Annotated in this window: 19 protein-coding genes, 1 rRNA gene and 4 riboswitches; of the genes, 14 read left to right on the top strand and 6 right to left on the bottom strand. The window is 48.6% G+C overall.

Annotation, left to right across the window (positions count from 1 at the left end):
• Window positions 1-40 precede the first annotated feature (40 nt).
• Window positions 41-679 carry a pentapeptide repeat-containing protein gene (locus tag KNQ12_RS11110; protein WP_058265585.1) on the top strand — a complete coding sequence of 213 codons (639 nt, stop codon included), beginning with the start codon at window positions 41-43 and terminating at the stop codon, window positions 677-679.
• 68 nt (window positions 680-747) lie between these two features.
• Here KNQ12_RS11110 and KNQ12_RS11105 read toward each other — a convergent pair whose 3' ends face one another.
• From KNQ12_RS11105 to KNQ12_RS11080, 6 genes are all read right to left on the bottom strand, one after another.
• Entirely contained in the window at window positions 748-1503 is a 756-nt protein-coding gene (locus KNQ12_RS11105; RefSeq protein ID WP_058265586.1) for an MBL fold metallo-hydrolase, read from the bottom strand.
• 60 nt (window positions 1504-1563) lie between these two features.
• Window positions 1564-2052 carry an arsinothricin resistance N-acetyltransferase ArsN1 family A gene (locus tag KNQ12_RS11100; protein ID WP_214748588.1) on the bottom strand — a complete coding sequence of 163 codons (489 nt, stop codon included), beginning with the start codon at window positions 2050-2052 and terminating at the stop codon, window positions 1564-1566.
• Between the two features lie 127 nt (window positions 2053-2179).
• Window positions 2180-2716, bottom strand: a complete 537-nt coding sequence (locus tag KNQ12_RS11095; RefSeq protein ID WP_023467032.1) for a 1,2-dihydroxy-3-keto-5-methylthiopentene dioxygenase — start codon at window positions 2714-2716, stop codon at window positions 2180-2182.
• A 16-nt stretch (window positions 2717-2732) separates the two neighbouring features.
• Window positions 2733-3353 (bottom strand): methylthioribulose 1-phosphate dehydratase, encoded by a 621-nt coding sequence (locus KNQ12_RS11090; protein ID WP_058265587.1) that lies wholly within the window; start codon window positions 3351-3353, stop codon window positions 2733-2735.
• Window positions 3350-4009 carry a 2-hydroxy-3-keto-5-methylthiopentenyl-1-phosphate phosphatase gene (locus KNQ12_RS11085; RefSeq protein ID WP_058265588.1) on the bottom strand — a complete coding sequence of 220 codons (660 nt, stop codon included), beginning with the start codon at window positions 4007-4009 and terminating at the stop codon, window positions 3350-3352. The genes KNQ12_RS11090 and KNQ12_RS11085 overlap by 4 nt, the downstream gene beginning before the upstream one ends.
• On the bottom strand, window positions 4006-5196 hold the full coding sequence (locus tag KNQ12_RS11080) for a 2,3-diketo-5-methylthiopentyl-1-phosphate enolase (protein ID WP_214748591.1): 1191 nt from the start codon (window positions 5194-5196) through the stop codon (window positions 4006-4008). The genes KNQ12_RS11085 and KNQ12_RS11080 overlap by 4 nt, the downstream gene beginning before the upstream one ends.
• A 70-nt stretch (window positions 5197-5266) precedes the next feature.
• Window positions 5267-5368, bottom strand: a riboswitch (SAM riboswitch).
• Between the two features lie 206 nt (window positions 5369-5574).
• Window positions 5575-5678, top strand: a riboswitch (SAM riboswitch).
• Window positions 5679-5756: 78 nt separating this feature from the next.
• On the opposite strand from KNQ12_RS11080, the gene mtnK reads away from it, so the two are divergent.
• The 13 genes from mtnK to KNQ12_RS11015 form a co-directional block, all read left to right on the top strand.
• The gene (gene mtnK / locus KNQ12_RS11075) at window positions 5757-6923 is read left to right on the top strand and encodes an S-methyl-5-thioribose kinase (protein ID WP_214748594.1); all 1167 of its coding nucleotides are present in this window, start codon (window positions 5757-5759) and stop codon (window positions 6921-6923) included.
• A complete protein-coding gene (gene mtnA, locus KNQ12_RS11070; protein WP_214748597.1) occupies window positions 6920-7969 on the top strand; it encodes an S-methyl-5-thioribose-1-phosphate isomerase in 1050 nt (349 codons plus the stop codon). The genes mtnK and mtnA overlap by 4 nt, the downstream gene beginning before the upstream one ends.
• Before the next feature lie 11 nt (window positions 7970-7980).
• Entirely contained in the window at window positions 7981-9063 is a 1083-nt protein-coding gene (locus KNQ12_RS11065) for a sugar ABC transporter substrate-binding protein (RefSeq protein WP_214748600.1), read from the top strand.
• Window positions 9060-10568, top strand: coding sequence for a sugar ABC transporter ATP-binding protein (locus KNQ12_RS11060; protein WP_058265593.1), 1509 nt, complete (start codon window positions 9060-9062; stop codon window positions 10566-10568). The genes KNQ12_RS11065 and KNQ12_RS11060 overlap by 4 nt, the downstream gene beginning before the upstream one ends.
• Window positions 10565-11569, top strand: coding sequence for an ABC transporter permease (locus tag KNQ12_RS11055; protein ID WP_214748604.1), 1005 nt, complete (start codon window positions 10565-10567; stop codon window positions 11567-11569). Before KNQ12_RS11060 ends, KNQ12_RS11055 begins: the two co-directional genes overlap by 4 nt.
• 365 nt (window positions 11570-11934) lie before the next feature.
• Entirely contained in the window at window positions 11935-12891 is a 957-nt protein-coding gene (locus KNQ12_RS11050; RefSeq protein WP_023467045.1) for an AAA family ATPase, read from the top strand.
• Window positions 12888-13970, top strand: coding sequence for a DUF58 domain-containing protein (locus KNQ12_RS11045; protein ID WP_058265594.1), 1083 nt, complete (start codon window positions 12888-12890; stop codon window positions 13968-13970). The genes KNQ12_RS11050 and KNQ12_RS11045 overlap by 4 nt, the downstream gene beginning before the upstream one ends.
• Window positions 13967-16039, top strand: coding sequence for a transglutaminase TgpA family protein (locus tag KNQ12_RS11040; protein ID WP_214748607.1), 2073 nt, complete (start codon window positions 13967-13969; stop codon window positions 16037-16039). Before KNQ12_RS11045 ends, KNQ12_RS11040 begins: the two co-directional genes overlap by 4 nt.
• Window positions 16040-16079: 40 nt before the next feature.
• Window positions 16080-16181, top strand: a riboswitch (purine riboswitch).
• A gap of 129 nt (window positions 16182-16310) precedes the next feature.
• Window positions 16311-17831, top strand: a complete 1521-nt coding sequence (gene guaA / locus KNQ12_RS11035) for a glutamine-hydrolyzing GMP synthase (protein WP_051353615.1) — start codon at window positions 16311-16313, stop codon at window positions 17829-17831.
• Between the two features lie 591 nt (window positions 17832-18422).
• Window positions 18423-18662: a hypothetical protein gene (locus KNQ12_RS17030; protein WP_145981741.1), complete on the top strand. Its 240-nt coding sequence runs from the start codon at window positions 18423-18425 to the stop codon at window positions 18660-18662.
• A gap of 151 nt (window positions 18663-18813) precedes the next feature.
• A riboswitch (purine riboswitch) is annotated at window positions 18814-18915 on the top strand.
• A 135-nt stretch (window positions 18916-19050) separates the two neighbouring features.
• Window positions 19051-20355 (top strand): NCS2 family permease, encoded by a 1305-nt coding sequence (locus tag KNQ12_RS11025; protein WP_035398981.1) that lies wholly within the window; start codon window positions 19051-19053, stop codon window positions 20353-20355.
• 83 nt (window positions 20356-20438) lie between these two features.
• A complete protein-coding gene (locus tag KNQ12_RS11020) occupies window positions 20439-21350 on the top strand; it encodes a proline dehydrogenase family protein (RefSeq protein ID WP_214748619.1) in 912 nt (303 codons plus the stop codon).
• Between the two features lie 318 nt (window positions 21351-21668).
• Window positions 21669-21737: ribosomal RNA gene (locus KNQ12_RS11015) — 16S ribosomal RNA — on the top strand; the annotation flags it as partial.

Here is a 21737-nt window from a genome sequence, read left to right as displayed (position 1 = left end):
GTTTGGTACACTAAGGGAGAGAAAAAAGGGGGAACCTTCATTGAAAGAGACCGTTATCCGATTACCAGAATTACCGAAGACGCTTCAGCCAGAGACGTTCGATCAAGTCGAAATCGATGACCCGTATCTAAAAGGAGCGCGTTATGAGAAAGAGTCGATGCCGAGTGAACTGACAGAACGCATCGATGCCTATCAAGTGTGTTTTCAAAATGTCTCGTTCGCGAATCTGACCTTTGACCGTGGTTCGTTCGAAGATATTCGTTTTGAGCAATGCGACTTAACGGGATGTCACTTCCAAGAAACTCGTTTTCACCGTGTGTCCTTCGTCGGATGCCGGATGACGGGCATCCAGTTTGAAGATTGTACGCTTGACCATTTAACGATTCAGGAAGGGCTTGCGGATTACGCACAGTTCATTCGCAGTACGGTCCGTCATCAACACTGGAGCGAAACGACGATGAAAGAAGCACAGTTCTTCGAAGTGAAGCCGACCCATTGGAAACTCGAAGCGGTCCGGCTTACAGATAGCCAATGGATTGAAACACTGTTAAAAGGTCTCGACCTCCGGCAGACGGAACTCTCTGGTATTACGATCGATCCGCGATTTTTACCAGGCGCTGTCATTACGGAAGAGCAAGCAGTCGCCTTTGCTCGCTTGTTAGGTCTTGTCATCCCATAACAAAAAGAAGTCCTGCTTTCGATTGTTACTCGAAAAGCAGGACTTCTTTTTAATGAAGGTTACTGTTCTTAAAATGACATCGTTTCGCCGTCCTCCGGAATCAGGAAATGGGCAGAGAGATGGAAAGCAGTTAAAAAGTCAGCAATCATATCACGTCGCAAGAGACAGTGGTTGACGGACTCGAGGTGCGAGACGATGATTGTTGCTTCCGCCGCTGCTTCGTGTACGGCAAGGAGATCACGCTGTGACATCGTGATCGGCTCTCCGGTCAAGAACTGGGCGGCTCCACTGTTGACGACGATGATATCGGGTGTATGTTGTTCGATTGCATGCGCGACCTCGTCGCACCAGATCGTATCACCTGCGATATAAAGTGTTGGTTCGTCCGGATGGGTGAGGAGGAGCCCAGACACATGTCCCATCCGTTCGCCGATTTCACCGACACCATGCTGTCCACCTGTTCGATGGATTTGGATATCACCGATCGTCACACCGGAATCGAAGGAAGAGACGTTCGTGAAGCCGGCTTCTCGGATGTGCTGCGCGTCTTCTTCTTGCTGCGCATAGAGTGGCAAATGCTTGGGTAATAGTTGTTTAGCAGCATCATCGAAATGATCAGCGTGCAGGTGCGTGACGAAGATGGCGTCAGGATCGAGCAGTGTCTTGACATCGACCGGTAAGTCGACGAGTGGATTGGCGACGGCATTCGGTGTTTGACCGAAGGGAGGCAAGCTGCCTTTTTCGCCGAGGAACGGATCAATTAGTAAGACTTGATTGGCATACGTGACAACGAGTGTTGCATTGCGAATTTGTTGAATATCCATTAGGTTCATCCTCTCTCAATGACTCGGATTGACTATTCCCCGTCTGGCATTCAATGAATCCTATCGCAAGCGTTTCTCCATCGCCATGACGTCGACATATTCGCCGTTCAACTGTCCTTGCTCCTTAAACGTTCCGACGATCCGGAACCCGGAGCGGATATAGAGTTTTTGTCCGATTTTATTGAATGGGAAGGTGAAGAGAATGAGTTTATGCATCTGATGATCACGGGCGTGTTGCTCAGCCGTTTCAAGCAAACGTGTACCAATCCCTTGTCCACGATGAGTCCGGGTGATATAAACCGAAATCTCACCGACGGATGCGTAGACAGGACGCGGATTATACGGATCGAGTGAAATGAAGCCGAGGACACCTGTGTCATCTTCAGCGACATAACCGGCATATCGATCGGTTCGTTCCTCATACCACTGGGTCATGAAGGATAAGTCCTTTTGGTCGGTCTCAAGCGTTGCGATCCGATCTTCAATACCTTCGTTATAGATGGCGAGAATCGCTGGTAAGTCGTGTTCCGTTACGGGACGAATATGCATGACGCTCACTTCCTCATCGCTTTTCCTTCATTATATCTGTTACGTATCAATGTAGTGATATGTTTGTGCGATAAGAAAAAGCGGCGATTCCCTTCCTAATAGAAGAAAGTCGCCGCTTTTATCGTTCTTAAGAGACCGTTGACGTCTCGTTTTCATAAATCGGAACCCAGCCGTCTGTCGTGACGAAGATTCGGACGGCGACGACTTTACGATCGTCTTGAAGCGTAAAGTAGTGGCGTGTGTTAACAGGAACGGAAATCAAATCACCAGGATTGAGTTCGATGTTATAGTAGCCGACCTCTTCGTCTTTGATCGCGAAGACGCCATGACCGCTGACGATGAAACGAACTTCATCATCCGTATGGTGATGTTCTTTCTGGAAGTTGACGAGCAACTCATCAAGGTTCGGTGTCGTATCCGAAAGTGAGATGATATCAGCTGTTTGATACCCACGACGTTCTGATACGTCTTTGATTTCGGGAGCGAACGTATCGAGAATCGTTTGTTTGTCTGCATCCGTCAGTGTGAAGTTTTCAACGAGAGGCGCTGGAAGTTTCGAAACGTCCCACTGTTCGTAAAGAACGCCGCGTGACGCGAGGAAGTCAGCGACTTCCGTTTGATCCGTATACCGTGTGTTTGTTTCTTGGAATAAGACTGTTGCCATGAGATGATTCCTCCTTTTAATGAATGGATTGACGGCATGATTGCAACGTCAACGTGTAATTGAATAAAAACTCGAAGGCTTCGAGGTGTTTCTTTGCTTCAAAGGCGGTCGGTGCCCAGACCGTGATCCCGTGATTGCGGATCAGGACGGCACCACTGTCTGCTGTGACATGAGGTGCAAAAGCAGCGGCAAGCGTCGGAATGTCCGCATGATTCGGAATGATCGGTACCGTGACCGTCGCATCCTCTTCCCAGTGTCCGAGTGCCTTGATGATTTCTTGACCGGAAAAGGTGATACTGCCTTGATCGCCATAGAGTTCCGAAATCACATTGTTCGCAATCGTATGGACATGCAGGGAACAACCGGCGTCCGTTTGATTGAACACTTCGACATGAAGTAATGTCTCAGCAGAAGGACGCCCGGATTGCTCACCGATCAATTGACCGGTCGCATCGACATGAACGAAGTCGTCAGGAGTCGTCTGCCGTTTATCTTTTCCGCTTGCCGTCACAAGGAATTCAACCGGGACACCGGATGTCCGAATGGCGAGATTGCCACTCGTACCAGGGAACCAATCGCGCGCCGCAAGCTCTTGTTTGATGGCGCGTAATTCTTCATAGCGTCGCATGAATGTCATGTTGTCACCTCCGCTCGTGTTAAATCATGAACGATATCGTGGAACGTCTCAAACGGTGTATAGGCGATATCGTTCTCTTCACACAACGTGATCAGATAATCACGGGCATAGACACGATCCGCTTGTTTTGCGAGTTCGAAGTCCGTCACCGAGTCGCCGATGACGATGATGACGTCACCGTCTTTACGTAGTGTCCGGGCAACGGACGTTTTACAACAGCCGCACCCGTTCGTACAATGGGCATCGCAGGCGTTTGGCCAATCGATATGGACGAATGGACCACTGAAATCAGCGACGTTACAGTAAATCTGTTCTTGGTCGAGGAAGGGCGCTAAGATCGGTTCGACGAAAAAGTCCATTCCACCGCTGACGATCGAAAAATCGATGCCTTGACGACGACTGTACTGCAGTAACTCCGAAAATCCGTCGCGAATGACCGCACGCTCCAACAAAAAGTCAAGATAGGCTGTTTTTCCGTCAGACGGCAGAAGTGAGAACATTTGCCCGACACCACTCTGGATCGATAACGTCCGGTCGAGTACGCCGTGTTTCAACGGTTCGAAGTCACTCGCTGGCGCAAATGCCTGCATGAGTGCGATGATGTTATCCTGTGTCGTCACCGTCCCGTCGAAGTCACAAAGAATCCGTACGGTCATGACTTGATCCCCCAAGCGTCGAGGGCAATTCGTAATTCTTCATGACGCGATGCTGCCGTCGATAGGGATTCATTTGCGAGTGCCGCATCGAGTGCCTGACGGAAAGCAATGACGCCAGCCGCAGCACCTTGCGGATGACCATGTACGCCGCCACCGGCGTTGATGACGGAATCGATCCCGAAGTCCCGTACGAGTTGAGCGACGAGTCCAGGATGAATACCGGCTGAAGGAACCGGGAAGATCGATTTCGTCTGCCCGAGACGGGTCGCTTCGACCGCGATGCCACGGGCGACATCCTTTGGCAAAGCGACATTGCCGTAAGGAGACGGGAATAGCGTCAAGTCTGCTCCAGCAGCGCGCGGTAATGTGCCGAGTAAGACAGGAGCTGCGACTCCGTGATTCGGGCTAGCGATCAACGCACCGCTATATGCCGGATGATTGAAAATCGGAACGTTGATTTCCGGATCACTTGCCAGTTCGCGTAAGACGTCGAGTCCGTATGTGAAGGTATTCAGCAAGAAAGCAGTCGCTCCAGCATCAATCAATCGCTTGGCTTGATCCTTGAGCGTAAAGACGGGACCACTGAGTGTGATCGCATATAACGCACGTTTACCGGTCCGGTGGAAGTGAGCATCGATGACCTCACGTCCGATTCGTGCCCGGTCAATCGTCGGTGTCAACGGATTGTCGTATAGGATCTCATCGTCTTTGACGAGATCAATCCCACCAGCGAGTTGTCCTTCGAGTTGATCACGAAGGAACGATAAATCGCGTCCGATGACTCCTTTGAAGATGCTCATTAACAATGGGCGATCTTCGACACCGATCAAGGAACGGACCCCTTCGATCCCGAATTTCGCACCTGGAAAGTCCGACGTAAATGTATCGGGTAGTAGCAATTCCGTTAATTTGATTTCACCGTCGAGTGAGAGTTTCCCGAAGACGGTCGTCAGAATCGCAGAAAAGTCGCGCGATACGTTATGTTCCGGGTAACGAATCGTGATATATCCTTTGCCATCGCGCTCTTCGGTATGTACGACTTCCCCTTTGAACGAGGCGAGTTGTTGTTGTTCGAGATGATTCAGTTCCGTCCAAGAACCGACTGTCAGACCAAGCGCGAGTTGTTCAGCGCGCTGCTCGAGTCGATCACGGGCAGCCAATTGATAAGTAGCAGTGATATAAGCCATGTCTTTCCTCCTTCAACAAAAAAATGGTCTCTCGTCAGCGACAAGAGACCATGAATGATTCGAACGTGGACTCTTATCTGTCAGCTTAGTAGCTGCAAGAATTAGCACCGTGCCAAAAGGTCGGTTGCTGCGACATCGTAGGGCTTGTCCCTCCGTCTGCTCTTGATAAGAATTTGGATGAAATTGTGAAATCTAATTGCAATTTTTACATGAGAATCGTGACTTGTCAAACTATTTTTAGAAAATTTATTTTTTTGAAAATACTCTTTCTATAGATGACTTAAAAATGATGTCCGTTTCTGCTTGATTTCGATTTGACAGCGAGGAAGTCGATTGCGTAAGATTCAAATCAATATCACACACGACAACTACATACGACTCTTATCGCGAGTTGGCAGAGGGAATTGGCCCGATGACGCCGCAGCAACCGACCACTAGGCACGGTGCTACATCCAACAGACGTTTCGTCTGAGAGATAAGAGGACGCAGTGACTTTTGTGCGCCTCTTTTCGATGACGAAAAGAGGCGCTTTTTCGTGTATCACATAGGGGGAAACTGAGATGACATACAAAGCATTCACGGAACAGGACGCGATTGATCGTGTTCGGACATTAGGACTGATCGGCGACGGAACCGTCGAAGCAGAAGAGATTGGCGACGGGAATCTTAACCTTGTCTTTCGGATTCGAGAAGGCGAACATCGCTTGATTCTAAAACAAGCATTACCATATGCGAAGGTCGTCGGTGAGAGCTGGCCGTTATCGCTCGAGCGGGCGTGGATCGAGCAATCCGCACTCCGCGAATTCGCACGGCATGCCGTGCCGTTCGTACCACGTGTTTTTCATGCTAGTCACGAAGAAGCGTATACAGTCATGGAAGATCTTTCGCATTTGACGATCGTTCGAAGCGGTTTACTCGCAGGTGAACAGTATCCGTTGCTTGCGGAACATATCGGTTCTTATCTCGCTCGGACGTTATTCCATACATCGGACTTTGCGCTTGGTCCGGTTGAAAAGAAACGTGTCGCCCGAACGTACTACAATCCAGACTTGTGCGACATCACGGAAAAATTAATCTTCACGGATCCATTTCATGACGCGGAGACGAACGAGATTGAAGCCGGACTCGAAGAAGAGGTGGCACGTCTATGGGCAGACGATGAGTTGAAACGCGAAGTCGCAAAACTCGAAGCGCTCTTCATCACGAAAGGAGATGCATTGCTGCACGGCGATCTACATACAGGAAGCATCTTCGCCTCGGCGACGGAAACGAAAGTCATCGATCCAGAATTCGCCTTTTATGGTCCATTCGGATTTGATGTCGGGCAGTTCATTGCGCATCTATTCTTCGCAGCATATCCGGATTACCCTACACGACGTGACGCCCGAATCAAGGATATCGATACGTTCTGGCTGACGTTCGCTTCAACGTTCCGTGCGTTATGGGAACGGGAAGCCGTCGAACCATTCCAGGCATCAGGACTCGTCGATGATGTACTGAGCACGATCTTGCAGGATGCCCTTGGCTTTGCCGGTTGCGAATTGATTCGGCGGACGATTGGTCTTGCACCGGTCGCTGATTTAGAATCAATTGATTCAACGACGGAACGCTTAGAGCGGAAACGTCACGCGCTCCGTCTAGGAGCGGCGTTAATCAAACGCCGTACAGAATGCCGGACATTCGATGATTTACGAAACTTTGACGTAACGGAGGAACTTAGCCGATGACTACATTCGTTCAAAGTATCCGTTACGAAGACCGTGTCTTGACGATTCTCGATCAGACACGTCTACCGCAGGAAGAGCACTATGAAGTCATTGCTGATCTCGCGCAAGCCGTTGAGGCGATTAAACAACTGCGCGTTCGGGGCGCACCTGCGATCAGTTTATTTGGGGGATTCGTGCTCGTTCAAGAAGCATACCGGTTTGAAGCGGCGCTTCCGGTCTACAAGCAAGCCTTGCTTGAGACATCAGCGACGTTACTCGCGACACGACCGACGGCCGTCAATTTGCGAAATGTACTCAATCAGCTGAATCCAATCATTCAAGACGGGACTTCGGTAGAAGAGATTCGCGAACGGTTGGAAAAACGGACGGTCGCCTTATACGACCAGGATGCGCAGACGTCACGTCAAATCGGGATTCATGCACTGGAATTGTTCCAGTCAGGCGACCGGATCCTAACGATTTGTAATGCTGGATCGATTGCGACCGCTGCTTATGGAACGGCACTTGCGCCGTTCTACATCGCAAAAGAACGCGGCATCGAATTATCCGTTTTTGCGAGTGAGACGCGACCGTTACTGCAGGGAGCACGATTGACGACATGGGAGCTGCAACGTGCCGGCATCGATGTCACGTTAATTACGGACAACATGGTCGCCCATACGCTGAAAGAAAAACAGATCGATGCGATTATCGTCGGTGCCGACCGCATTACACGAAACGGCGATACGGCGAATAAAATCGGGACGTTCCAATTGGCATTGCTTGCTCAAGCTTTTGGTATTCCGTTTTACGTCGCAGCACCGCTCTCGACGTTCGACTTCTCGCTCGTTTCCGGAGACGCGATCGAAATCGAAGAACGTGATCCGCAAGAAGTGACGACTGTCCAAGGTATTGCGACAGCACCGGAAGGCGTCGCCGTCTTCAACCCGGCGTTTGATGTCACACCACACACATTCATCACGGGCATCATCACCGAACTTGGTGTCATCACGCAACCGAATGAAGAAACGATTGAACAATTAACAGGGCTTCAACCCCTCGGATAAGGAGATATGTCATGAAAAAACTAGCTTACGCCGTCCTAGCACCGGCACTGTTACTAACGGCTTGTGCGAATGGAGAAGCCACGACGACGAAGGTCGTCAAGGATGTACCAAAAGGGGTTCAATCGGACGTCAAGATCGCCGTCATCCGCAACCTAGCATCGGACGACCATACGAAACAATTCCTTGATGGCGCACGAAGTGAAGGCGAAGCGCTTGGCTTTAAGGTCAGCACGTTCATTTCGGAAGGTAACGACGTCAAGTTCAAGGAGCTGGTCGCGCAAGCGATTCAGCAAGATTATGATGGGCTCATCATCTCGCACGGTAAGGAAGACTACGCCTATGACATGATCAAACCAGCGGTCGACAAAGGACTGAAGGTCGTAACGTTCGATACGGTCACGAAGAAAAAAGGAACGACGTTAAAAGGTGTGACGGAAACGTTCCAAAACGATCATCAACTCGCGAAGCTATCGCTCGATGAAGTGACGAAGGTGACGGACAAAAAGCCGGTCCGTGTCATCAAACTCTGGTTCGGACCAGGTTTTGCTCCACTCGATCGTCGTCAGGAAATCTACAAGACGTACGAAGCAGACGGTAAGATCAAAACGCTTGAGACGGTTGGACCGACAAACTTCCAAGATGTCCAAGGGGATATCGCAACGAAGATGAATGCGATTCTCGCGAAATATCCGAAAGGAAGCATTGATGCGGTTTGGGGTGCATGGGACGAAGTTGCAAAAGGGGCTTACAAATCGCTCAAGGATAATAAACGTCAAGAAATCCCGCTGATCTCGATCGATGTCTCGAATCAGGATATCAACCTGATGCGTGAAAAAGGCAGTAACTGGGTCTCGACGAGTGCGGTGGATCCATTCTTGATTGGACAAACGGACATGCGATTACTGGCTAAGAAAATCGCTGGCGAGAAGACACCGGATAGCTTTGATCTCGACGCGAAACTCGTGGAGCAGAAGGCGTTGAAGCAGGATACGACGATGTACAATCTCGATACGATCATCAAAGGATGGAGTACATCGGACAAATTCAATGAACCGTGGATGGACCGGTTGCGTGACGTCCATAAGAAACAATGACGTCTACCAATCATCACTTGAAGATGACCGGGATTTCACTGGCGTTTCCGGGAGTGCAAGCCTTAAAACAAGTCTCGTTTGAAGTGAAATCCGGTGAAATCCACGCGCTTGTCGGTGCGAATGGTGCCGGTAAGTCGACGTTGATGAAAGTCTTATCCGGAGCGGAAACGGCGGACGAAGGAACGATTCGTCTCGACGGGAAGGAGTTGTCCATCACATCACCACGTGATGCGAAACAGATTGGAATCGACCTCGTCCAACAAGAGGTCGATGTGGCGCTTGTCCCGTATTTGACGGTCGCTGAGAATATCTGTCTCGATCTGTTGACGGACGGAACGATGACTGGCTTCGTATCCCAACGCCGTTACATACAGCGTGCCAAGGAAGCGTTAGCGACATTACAGGCGGATATTTCCATTAAGACACGTGTCGAGGAGTTGCGGCTTGCTGAAAAGCAACTCGTATTGATTGCCCGCGCCCTCGTCCAAGAACGCCGTTTTTTGATTTTTGATGAACCAACGGCACCGCTCAGTCAGGCGGAAACAAGCCATCTCTTTTCAGTCGTGCGTCGTTTAGCCGAACGAGGGCTTGGGATTATCTTCATCTCGCATCGTTTACAGGAACTATATGAGATTTGCGACTCCATCTCGGTCATGCGCGACGGTCAACTCATCTCACGACATCTTTTGACAGACATCACGAAGGAAGCTGTCGTTGAGCAAATGCTCGGGCGTCGGCTTACGTCTGTCGCGAAAACGTCACGGGTAAACGCGACGAACGTACTGACGGTCGAGAGTGCTACGAATGGGGACGTCCACAATATCTCCTTGACGGTTCAAGCAGGTGAAGTCGTTGGTATCGCGGGTCTTGTCGGTGCCGGTAAAACGGAATTATGCAAAGCATTGTTCGGTGATCGCCCGTTTCAGGAAGGGGAAGTTCGGATAGGTGGAAAAGCCCATCGCCTTCGCAATCCACAAGCTGCGATTCAAGCGGGAATCGGTCTCGTTCCAGAAGAACGACGAAAAGAAGGAATTCTTGTTGCCGATTCTGTCGCAGAAAACCTAACAGCAGCGGCAGCTCATGATTTCGTCAACCGCTGGGGGCTGATGGATCGTCGCAAAGAAGCAGATCAGGCATCGCAATGGGTCAAGGAGCTGGGCATTAAAGTGACAGACGTGAAACAGGAAGTAGGTCAACTATCCGGTGGGAATCAACAAAAAGTCGCCATCGGAAAATGGTTACTGACCGATGTTTCTGTACTCGTCTTGGACGAACCGACAAAAGGTGTCGACGTCGGAGCCAAACAAGATATCTATCGTCTGATTGACGGACTCGCGCAACAACAAAAAGGGATCCTTTACGCGACGAGTGAATGGGATGAACTTTTGACCGTCACGGACCGAATCTACGTCATGTTCGATGGACGGATCGTCCATGAAACGAAGACGGCGGACACATCAGAAGAAACCTTGTTGTGGTATGCGACAGGAGGAGGGCAACGATGAATGAGGTAGTATCAAAACAAACGAACCGAGGGAAGGGTTTACGTCCTGTCCTCGGATTCTTGAACGACTGGGGGATCGTCCTCGCGATCCTTGCCCTCGTCCTGTTTTTTGCGACGACGGCTCCAACATTCCTACAAGGGACGAATTTGATTAATATTTTACGAAGTATCTCCATCGTGACGATTATCGCAATCGGCTTGACCGTTTCTTTGACGGTCAATGGATTTGATTTATCGGTCGGGTCGACCGCGACGCTTGCGAGTTCTTTCGTCGTCTCGTTCTTCGTTTGGTACAGTCTACCGCTCGGTGTCTCAATTGGTTTAGCACTTCTCTTATCTCTTAGCGTTGCTCTGGTGAACATCTTACTCATCGTCAGGTTTAAGATTCCGGATTTGTTTGCGACGCTTGCGACGATGTTCATCGTCGAAGGTGTCGCGATGACGTATACCGGTGGTGGTTCAATCAGTGCCGGAATGCCGCGCTTGGACGGTACACCAACAGTCGGCACGATTCCGGAGGCATTCGCGAAAATCAGCCAGGCACCTTGGATCATCGTCATCATGCTCGTCGTCGTCGCTGTGACACACGTCTTCTTAAGCCATACGCGACACGGTCGTTTTCTCTATATCATCGGCGGGAATCCGGAAGCCGCACGACTGACAGGAATTCGTGTCAACCGCTACCGGGCACTCGCGTATCTGATTGCTGGGTTACTTGCGGCGGTCGGTGGGATTTTGCTTGCGTCACAAGTCGGATCGTCACAAATCAATGCCGGTTCCGGTTATCTGATGCCAGCGGTCGCAGCCGCATTCATCGGCTCGTCGTTCGCAGGACAAGGGAAGCCGAATGCGCTTGGCACACTCGTTGGCGCTTGTCTTGTCGGGATTCTTGAAAATGGTCTCGTCATGCTGTCTGTTCCATACTATTCGTTGAATATCATCAAAGGGCTGGTCCTTGCGGTCGCACTCGCGACGACCTATGCGCGGTATCGAAAAAAATAATTAAAATTCGACGTTTCGTTTATAACATATTCGGTAATATTCAATATATGAAAGGATGGTGATGCACATGAATGATTACCAATGTAGAGGGAACGATCGCATGTCGCTTCTGAAAGAAGAGGATCACCGGACTTGACGAACGTTGTCCATTGACACGGATGTATTCGTGTTTTACGTGCAACTGCACGGTTCAAGAACGGATCACGGCATGTGTTCGTTCCTGAAACAAATAAGGGGGAAACGCTACGGCGTTCCCCCTTTTTCATGTGCTAGAAACTGCTCGTATTTCTTTAAAAGCGTAGCGGAATATGAGATGATATAAAAAGTCAGAAAATTCAACTACTACGAGAGCAAGGGGCCTGACAATGCGAACATACACTAAGGAGATTCAAGCGATTATCGACAACGTAGAGAAAGTCATCATTGGTAAGGAAGATGTCATCACACAATCATTGGCAGCATTACTAGCGGGCGGTCACGTCCTATTAGAAGACGTACCGGGAGTCGGGAAGACGATGCTCGTTCGTGCGTTCAGCCGATCGATCGGGTTGACCTTCAAACGTGTTCAGTTCACGCCAGACCTACTTCCGTCAGATTTGACGGGTGTATCGATGTATAATCAGAAAACTAGCCAATTCGAATATAGACCGGGTCCTTTAATGGGAAACATCGTCTTAGCCGATGAGATCAACCGAACATCACCAAAAACTCAATCTGCCTTACTCGAGGGAATGGCGGAAGCGAACGTCACCGTCGATGGTGAGATTCATACGCTTCCGAATCCCTTTTTCGTCATGGCGACACAAAACCCGATCGAACACGAAGGAACGTATCCGTTACCAGAAGCACAACTCGACCGTTTTCTCGTCAAAGTCAAAATGGGTTATCCTGATTTCCACCAGGAAATGAAGCTACTGACACGTTTCGAACGGGATGAACCAATTGAAACGCTCGAAGCGGTGATTGGTCGCGAGCAATTGCTCCAGATGAAAGAAGAAGTCAAGAACGTCCATGTCTCACAGCCCGTCAAAAAATATATCGTCCATCTCGTCCAAGCGACCCGGACGAACGGTTCACTTTATCTCGGCGCGAGTCCCCGTTCTTCGATTGCTTTGATGAAAGTCGCGCAAGCGTGGGCATACATGGAAGGACGCAGTTTCGTCTTACCGGATGATGTCAAACATCTCTTGATTCCGGTCCTGTCACACCGCTTGATTTTGACAGCGGACGCGCGTTATCACGGTCAATCGTCAGAACGGATTTTAGAACAAATCAAAAAAGAGGTTGCTGTACCTATCCAACAAGACGTGGAGTCCCTATGACGAAGTGGCAAATTGGTTGGCGTTACGCTGTACTCCTTTTGACGACGGTTGCCTTATGGACATATGCGCGCGTCGATGGCGGAAATGTCGCTTCCTTGCTGTTTTATGTCATGGCCGGTCTGACTGTCTACTGGACGCTCTTCCTCGTTTGGCCCGTCACGCAGGCACTGGCGACGCGCGAAGTCTCGAATAAGATGCTCGTTGCCGGAACAGATATCCCGGTTTCCTTACGGGTTCGCCGGCGTTTTCCGTTTTTGGTCGGAGCCGTCGAGGTGACGGAGGCGATTCCAAACGAACTCAGCGAAGAAAAACTCGATATCAGCCGTCCGCTCCGTGCCCACTACCGGAAGACAGAGCAAATCGACTACACGATTCCATCGATTCGTCGAGGAGTCTACCAGATTCCTGGCTGTATCGTTGAAATTACGGATCCGTTTGGTCTGTTCAAGCGGAAACGGATGTTTCCGGTCGAGACGTATCTTGCGATTGAACCGTCACGCCTTGCCGTTCAACTTCCGCATGAGGAGGATCGCGGCGATGGGGGAATCTCCCCTGTGTCGCTTGATCTTCGTCAGTCGTCCTTTACTGTCGTTGGTGTCCGAGAATACGTCAGTGGTGACCGGATGAATCAGATTGACTGGAAAGCGACGGCAAAACGCCAAGGTTTAATGACGAAAACGTTTGAACGAGAGCAGGAACGGGAGACGACGATCGTCTTTGATGAGGGGACGGAAGCGGGTGAAGCTTTCGAACGCGTCATCTCGATGCTGGCAGAAGCGACGGATCAGCTAAATAAAAGACGGCTGAGCTACCGCATTCACCTCGTCGGACATGCTGTTCAATCGTTATCGTTACCACTCGAGGGTGCGAAACTGACGCATTACCTGATGACGGCGCAGCCGAGTCGGACACGGACGTTCATCGAGTCATGGGAGTACTCGTCTAAGGCACTTCGATTGAGCGGGAACGTCCTTTTCATCACACCGGATCTTGAATCGAACAATGAACTATGGATTTCGAAGATTAATCAAGAAGCCACCGTTCATGTCTATACACCAGAACGGAGGGGAGTGCGATGATGCGACGCTTGATTTGGAACGCCATCGCGGCATCCGTCCTGACGTGTTTCATGCCACCACTTCTCGAACTGACGACGTTTGAACATCTTTGGTCCTTCTTACCGATGCTGTTTCTGCCGTTGCTGTTGTCGCATCTATCGCGGCGTTACTTTTTACTCGGAAGTCTCGGTGGACTACTCCTATCGTTTTATTTGATTTTGACGCCGGGAGCAGCACCATGGGGCATCTTTACGGAAATCAGCTCAGATGTTCAAAGTGTCATCAATGGTGAGTTACCGGGACGACCAGCCTTTGCACTTTCGATCGGACTGATCAGTTTCTTGATCGCTTATTTAGCACGGCGGACATTCCCGAATCGCGGATTTGTGTTTGGTCTTGCCTTCGGTGTCATCGGATTTATCGCCTATTGCGATACGTGGACGGATTATTCGGGAGAGACGTTCATTCTCTATCCGATCATTCTATCTTTATTATTACTCTATGCGACGGAAGTTAACGAACGACCGCGCGCTTCTTACGTTCGTCCGCTGAGTGCTTTATTCATCATGGGTGCTGTCATCGTCGCTGCTGTCCAAAGTCCTGTCATCAATGCGACATGGCAAGACAGTTGGTACGATTTGACGTCCGGTCTTGAAGGTGAAGGAGAGCCGTCAAATGCGATTCAAAAGGTCGGCTACGGTAACAATGATGAGCAACTCGGTGGACCGTTTCAGATGGACGATCGAGAAGTTTTCCAAGTCGAAAGTGAAGGGAACCGCTACTGGCGAGTCGAGACGAAAGATATCTATACCGGCAAGGGGTGGGTGCTGTCGGAATCGAATCCGGAAATCGATGCGCGTGGTTTCTTCTCGCATTTCGGAAAAGAGGTCAAGACAAGAAATGAGACGGCAACGTTTGAGATGGCACGTGAACTGCCGTTCGTTCCGTACAATGGTGATAATGTTCGGTTGACGGTCGACCAGCAACGACAAAATGTACTGGTTGATCCTGAGAATCAAAAAATCTCGTATCTCGACGATACGAATCAGCAGCGCAACTATCAAATCGAATATGCCTATCCACTCTTCACAGAAGAGCAGTTACAGACAGATGAGCCGCTCGATTTATCAGCGGATGACACACGTCGGTACCTGCAGCTACCAGATGGATTACCACAACGTGTCCGTGATTTAGCGAATCAAATCGTTGAGGGTGAAGAAACACCGTGGGACAAGGCGCGAGCGATTGAAAACTATTTCGAAGAAGAAAACTTCGAATATAATACGGAGGAAGTCGCCGTACCAGGAGAAAATCAAGATTACGTCGATCAATTTCTGTTCGAAACGAAGCTCGGATACTGTGATAACTTCTCGACGTCCGCCGCTGTGTTGCTTCGGGCAGCTGGATTACCCGCACGCTGGGTAAAAGGGTTCACGGGAGGCGAGTCTGATGTCATCGGCTCCGCCGTGACCAGTTATACGGTACGAAATAAAAATGCCCACTCGTGGGTCGAAGTCTACATTGAAGGACCAGGCTGGGTACCGCTTGAGCCGACTGTTAGCTTCGACGGAGCAGGTCAATATACGATTGACCGAGAAACGAACAACGAGACGGAGCAAACAAATCCACAACGCGAAACAGAAAATAATACAGAGACGACGACACCAAATCGTCCGCAGGAAAATCTTCTCGACGAAGAACAGACGACTAGCGCCGGACAGACGGAGCAGAAGTCAATTCCGTTTTGGCCAATCCTTATGACGGCACTCGCTCTCTTGTTCCTTTACCTGTTCCGAAAACCAATCATTCGAACACTCGCGATTCTCTTCTTCCGGAGACAAATCGAGCGACCAGAAGGATTCCGACGGATGTACCGGTACCTCTTGCGACGTCTTGATAAAAAAGGATTCCATTATCAAGATGGTCGGACGCTTGCGGAACTCGCTCACGAAGTCGATGGGTACTACGAGACGTACGCGATGCGACCGTTGACGGATGCTTACGAACGGATGGTCTATGGTGGAGAATCATTATCTGCCGAGAAAAAACGTGAATATTTCGAAAATATCATTCGTCATGTAGAGGGTTGATATTTACGAAACGATACAGTTACAATGGGAACAACGTAAATCACACACATGCAATCTCCTTTGTATATACTCGCGAATATGGCGCGAGAGTCTCTACCGGGTCACCTTAAACGACCTGACTATGAAGGAACAGACCCTTCGTATACATTTTTTTGTGAAGCGGCCTGCTCTTTTTCCATTTTATCCATGGGCGAAGAGTGGGCTTTTTTCATAGGGTGCGCATGAAATCAGAAAGGCGGGAACAGATTTGGAAGCACATTTGGACCAGGAAATGATTCTCGTCCTCGATTTTGGAGGACAGTACAATCAATTGATCACACGTCGTATTCGGGACCTTGGTGTCTATAGTGAATTGCATTCGCATAAAATCACTGCAGCAGAAGTAAAGGAAATCGCACCTGCTGGTATCATCTTCTCAGGTGGTCCACGTAGCGTCTACGCAGAGGATGCGTACCGGTGTGACCCAGAAATCTTCGACCTCGGTATTCCAATCTTCGGGATCTGTTACGGCATGCAGCTCATGTCACAACATTTCGGTGGAACAGTAGAACGTGCGGGACATCGTGAATATGGAAAAGCCACATTGACGTTACAAGACCCGTCACCGATGTATGCGAACCTACCGCTTGAACAAACGGTCTGGATGAGCCACAGCGACCTCGTCACATCTGTGCCAAACGGATTCGTCGTCGATGGAACGAACGTGTCATGTCCGATCGCTTCGATCAAGAATGAAGAATTGAAAATGTACGGTGTGCAGTATCACCCGGAAGTGAACCATACGGTCTTCGGAAAAGAATTGCTCAAGAACTTCCTCTTTGAAGTCTGTAAATGTGCAGGCGATTGGTCGATGGAGAACTTCATCGAAATCGAAGTAGCGAAGATTCAAGAACAAGTCGGCGACAAAAAAGTCCTCTGTGCACTTTCTGGTGGTGTCGACTCGTCTGTCGTCGCAGCCTTGATTCACAAAGCAATCGGTGATCAATTGACATGTATGTTCGTCGATCACGGTTTACTGCGTAAGGGTGAAGCGGAGAGCGTCATGAAGACATTCGCGGATCACTTCCACATGAACGTCATCAAGATTGATGCCCAGGACCGTTTCCTCGACAAACTCCGTGGTATCTCAGATCCAGAGCAGAAACGTAAAATCATCGGCAACGAGTTCGTCTACGTCTTTGATGAAGAAGCTTCAAAACTAACGGACATGGACTTCCTTGCCCAAGGTACGCTCTACACGGATATCATCGAGAGTGGTACGGATACGGCACAAACGATCAAGTCACACCACAACGTCGGTGGATTGCCGGAAGACATGCAGTTTGAATTGATCGAGCCGATCAACACGTTGTTCAAGGATGAAGTCCGTGAACTCGGGAAAGAACTTGGTCTTTCCGATGAAATCGTGTGGCGTCAGCCGTTCCCAGGACCAGGTCTCGGAATTCGTGTCCTCGGTGAAATCACAGATGAGAAACTCGAAATCGTCCGCGAATCTGATTTCATTCTTCGTGATGAAATTAAAAAAGCTGGACTCGAGCGCGAAATCTGGCAATACTTCACAGTCCTTCCTCCAATCCGTTCGGTTGGTGTCATGGGCGATGAGCGGACATACGACTATGCGGTCGGAATCCGCGCTGTCACGTCTATTGACGGAATGACATCAGACTGGGCACGTATTCCGTGGGACGTGTTAGAGAAAATCTCGGTTCGAATCGTCAACGAAGTCCAGAACGTTAACCGCGTCCTGTACGATGTGACGTCGAAACCACCGTCAACGATTGAGTGGGAATAAGTACTGGGCTTACTGAGACGATTCGTCTCATGAAGCTTGTGGTATCAACGATTTAAAGGGGATAGGTGAAAGGAAGTCTGTTTCACCTTCAACCACTTTATTTCAAAATAAAGCTCTCTTTTGTTCGCATGATTTGTGAATGGAAGGGGGCTTTTTGTGAACGAAATTATGAAACCGTTGGACGTTTTTTAACTAAACCGACGAATTTAGGTACTTTAGTTCTAGTTTGCTGAGATGCGTGGACTCTTCCTGTATTATGGAATACATCATCTAATGGAAAAGAGGGATACTGCCTCATGATAGACTGGACATGGACTGAAGTTGATCAATTAGAAAAACTAGAAAAATGGAATGAAGCTAAACGATATCTTTTGAATTCTTGGAGACAACATCCCGAAGATCTCAAAACAGTCATTCGACTGGGCTTTTTTTTGTTGGTACGTCTCCTTTGAACATGGACCATTAGGAATTACAGAGAACAATATAGATATTGAGGAATTAGAATCTTTACTAAAGGAAGTTACACATGATGGTTTACGTCCTTTTATGAACCATGAGGACTTTCTATGGTGTTTTGGTTATATGGTTTCGATGACCCCTTATTATTTTGGAGAGTACAACGAGTGGGAAGAAAAAGGAGCATCCATGTTACGACGTGCTCATGAATTATGTCCGAATGAAGCAATTTATGCGTATTCTTATCTTGGATCGTTCTCAAATGCTTACGGAACACGTGAAAATGAATTGCAACAGGTACAGAATGTTTTAGAGGATCGTTTTAAAGGAGAGGGACTATTATCCGACTACTTTAAGAGTATATACGCTCAGTGATAGGGCTGATTTCTAACAATCATGAAATAGCCTTCAAAAAACCGTTTTCAAAACCGAACGTTCGGATAAAATAAGTAGTTAAATTTCGCTTTTATGGTTGACCCATGAATTTGACCGTGCTACGATGTGTCTGTTCTTATTTTTCATACCACTAAAAAAACATAAATAATGCCGTATAATTCTGGGGATAGGGCCTGGAAGTCTCTACAGGAACACCGTAAAGGTTCCTACTACGGCGCACACGCAGCATCGTGCGCTTATTGAAACGGCTTTTACCGCTTAGGTAAGGGCCGTTTTTTGTTTTCAAGGAGACGGCTTATTTGGAAGGAAGGCAATCATGAGCACACAATTGAAACAGCCACACCAACCGAAAGCAAAAGAAAATGCGATTGCGCGTTTCTTTGATTTCAATGGGCTTGGTACGAACATGCGTACAGAGTTCATCGCCGGCATGACAACATTCTTCGCGATGGCGTATATCTTATTCGTTAACCCGAATACATTAGCCGAAGCAGGAATGGACGCAGGAGCAGTCTTCGGTGCCACAGCACTCGTTGCGATCATCGGTTCCGTTACGATGGGATTACTGGCGAACTATCCAATCGCGCTCGCACCAGGAATGGGACTAAATGCTTTCTTCGCCTACAGCGTCGTCATCGGAATGGGTATTCCATGGCAAACCGCACTTTCAGGCGTTCTCGTCTCAGGTCTCGTCTTCATGGTATTAACAGCTTCAGGTATTCGTGAGATGATCATCAATGCGATTCCAGAACCATTGAAAATGGCAGTTGCAGCAGGTATCGGATTGTTCATCGCGTTCATCGGATTAAAAACAGGTGGTCTCGTCGTTGCGAATGAAGCAACACTCGTCTCGCTTGGTGATTTAAGTAAAGGAACAACGCTTCTCGCGGTATTTGGTCTTGTCGTATCTGCGGTCCTAATGACGCGTGGTGTCAAAGGGGCGATCTTCTTCGGAATGATCCTAACGGCAGTCGCTGGAATGATCTTCGGTTTGATTCCGATTCCAACAAGTCTTGGTGAAGTCATTTCAGCACCACCAAGCATCGCACCGACATTTGGACAAGCATTCCTTCACTTCGATGAAATCTTCACGGTTCAAATGATGATCGTCATCTTAACTTTCTTCTTCGTTGATTTCTTTGATACAGCAGGTACACTGGTTGCGGTAGCAAACCAAGCCGGTCTGATCAAAGAAAATAAAGTACCACGCGCTGGTCGCGCATTGATCGCTGATTCAACAGCAACAGTAGCAGGTTCGATCCTTGGAACGTCGACGACGGTTTCTTACATCGAATCAAGTGCAGGGGTCGCAGCAGGTGGTCGTTCAGGAATGACGGCGATCGTCACAGCTTTATTCTTCGGTCTCGCTTTATTCTTCTCACCATTGCTCGCAATCATCACCGCACCGGTCACAGCACCCGCATTGATCATCGTTGGTGTGTTGATGGCAGCTTCACTGCTCCAAATCGATTGGAAAAAATTCGAGTATGCGGTTCCCGCTTTCTTGACCGTCATCATGATGCCGTTGACGTATTCAATCGCAACAGGGATTGCATTCGGTTTCCTCTTCTATCCGGTCACGATGATCGCGAAAGGACGAGCAAAAGAAGTGCACCCAATCATGTACGTGTTGTCACTCGGATTCCTCGGTTACTTTATCTGGTTGCATTAATCCAAACTGCGTCTTTCTTCTATATAGAAGAAAGACGTTTTTTTATTGGGAGAGGGTAAGAAAGAAGAGAGAGGGTGATTCAGATGTTACAGCAGATTACTGGACCCGTATTCGAATACTTGGCTGAGAATAGACTGTTGATTCAATTAGCTAGAAAAGTCGGATTACCGCTTGGTGGGACATTATTCGTTGGAGGGCAGGGCGCAGAAGAGACACTCGACACGGTGAGACAATTCAATCAAGATGGACGAGCCGCAACAGTAGATTGTTTAGGTGAGTTCGTCGAGACAGAACAAGACGCTGTAGACATCGCAAATGAATGCATCAAAGTCATCGGACAGGTCAAAGCATACGATCTAGACGCACAAGTATCTTTAAAGCTGACATCGATCGGATTAAGAATCGATCCGGATATCGCCTATCAACAGTTAAGTCGTATTGCAGAGGTTGCAGATCAACAAAACATGCGTGTGACAGTCAATATGGAAGAAGCGATGATGGTCGAGTCGATCGTCCGAGTCTTCGAACGCGTACATGAACACTATCCAAACGTCGGGATTGCGCTACAAGCAAACGTCTATCGAAGTCGTTTTGATTTAGAGTATCTTCACGCAACAATACGTGTCGTCAAAGGGGCGTATGACGGAGACGATGAAATCTATATTCAACCGAAGAAGACAGTAGATGAGACATACCTTCAATTAGTAAAAGTTAATTTGTTAAATGGGAACTACACGCAAATCGCGACACATGATGAACAGATCATCCAGCAAATCATTGACTTTACTCAAATAAAACAGATTGATCCATCACGGTTTGAATTTCAAATGCTTCAAGGCATGCGACCGAAACGACAACAAGAGTTAGTTCGACAAGGTTATCGTATCGTCATCTACGTTCCGCATGGTGTGGACTGGTATACGTATTTGATGAGACGGTTAGCAGAACGCCCAGCGAATATTGCGTTTACAGTAGGAGCCATGTTAAGAAGGTAAAGACTTTGCGAAGGGGATTTAAACTCTTTGCAAAGTTTTTTTGAAATAATGCTTGTATTTGTCGAATTTTGTTGTTATATTAATAAATGTTCCAGCGAGACGCCTTTTATAAACGGTTCGTTGGGGCTGAAAAGTTTTTTAAAAAGCATGGTTGACATAATCAAAACAACCTGTTAATCTATTAAAGTCGCTAAGGCGGCAGACGAACTTTGAAAACTGAACGATGAGGCAAAAATCGTATTCTACGGAATACAAAAACGAATGAAGCGCAAGCTTCGTCAATCGTGACTTCGGTCACACAACGAGCAAGTCAAACACTTCATGGAGAGTTTGATCCTGGCTCAGGACGAACGCTGGCGGCGTGCCTAATACATGCAAGTCGAGCGC

The organism is Exiguobacterium sp. s11 (assembly GCF_018619015.1).
Taxonomy (GTDB): domain Bacteria; phylum Bacillota; class Bacilli; order Exiguobacteriales; family Exiguobacteriaceae; genus Exiguobacterium_A; species Exiguobacterium_A indicum.
This window is presented reverse-complemented; position numbering and strand designations above follow the sequence as displayed.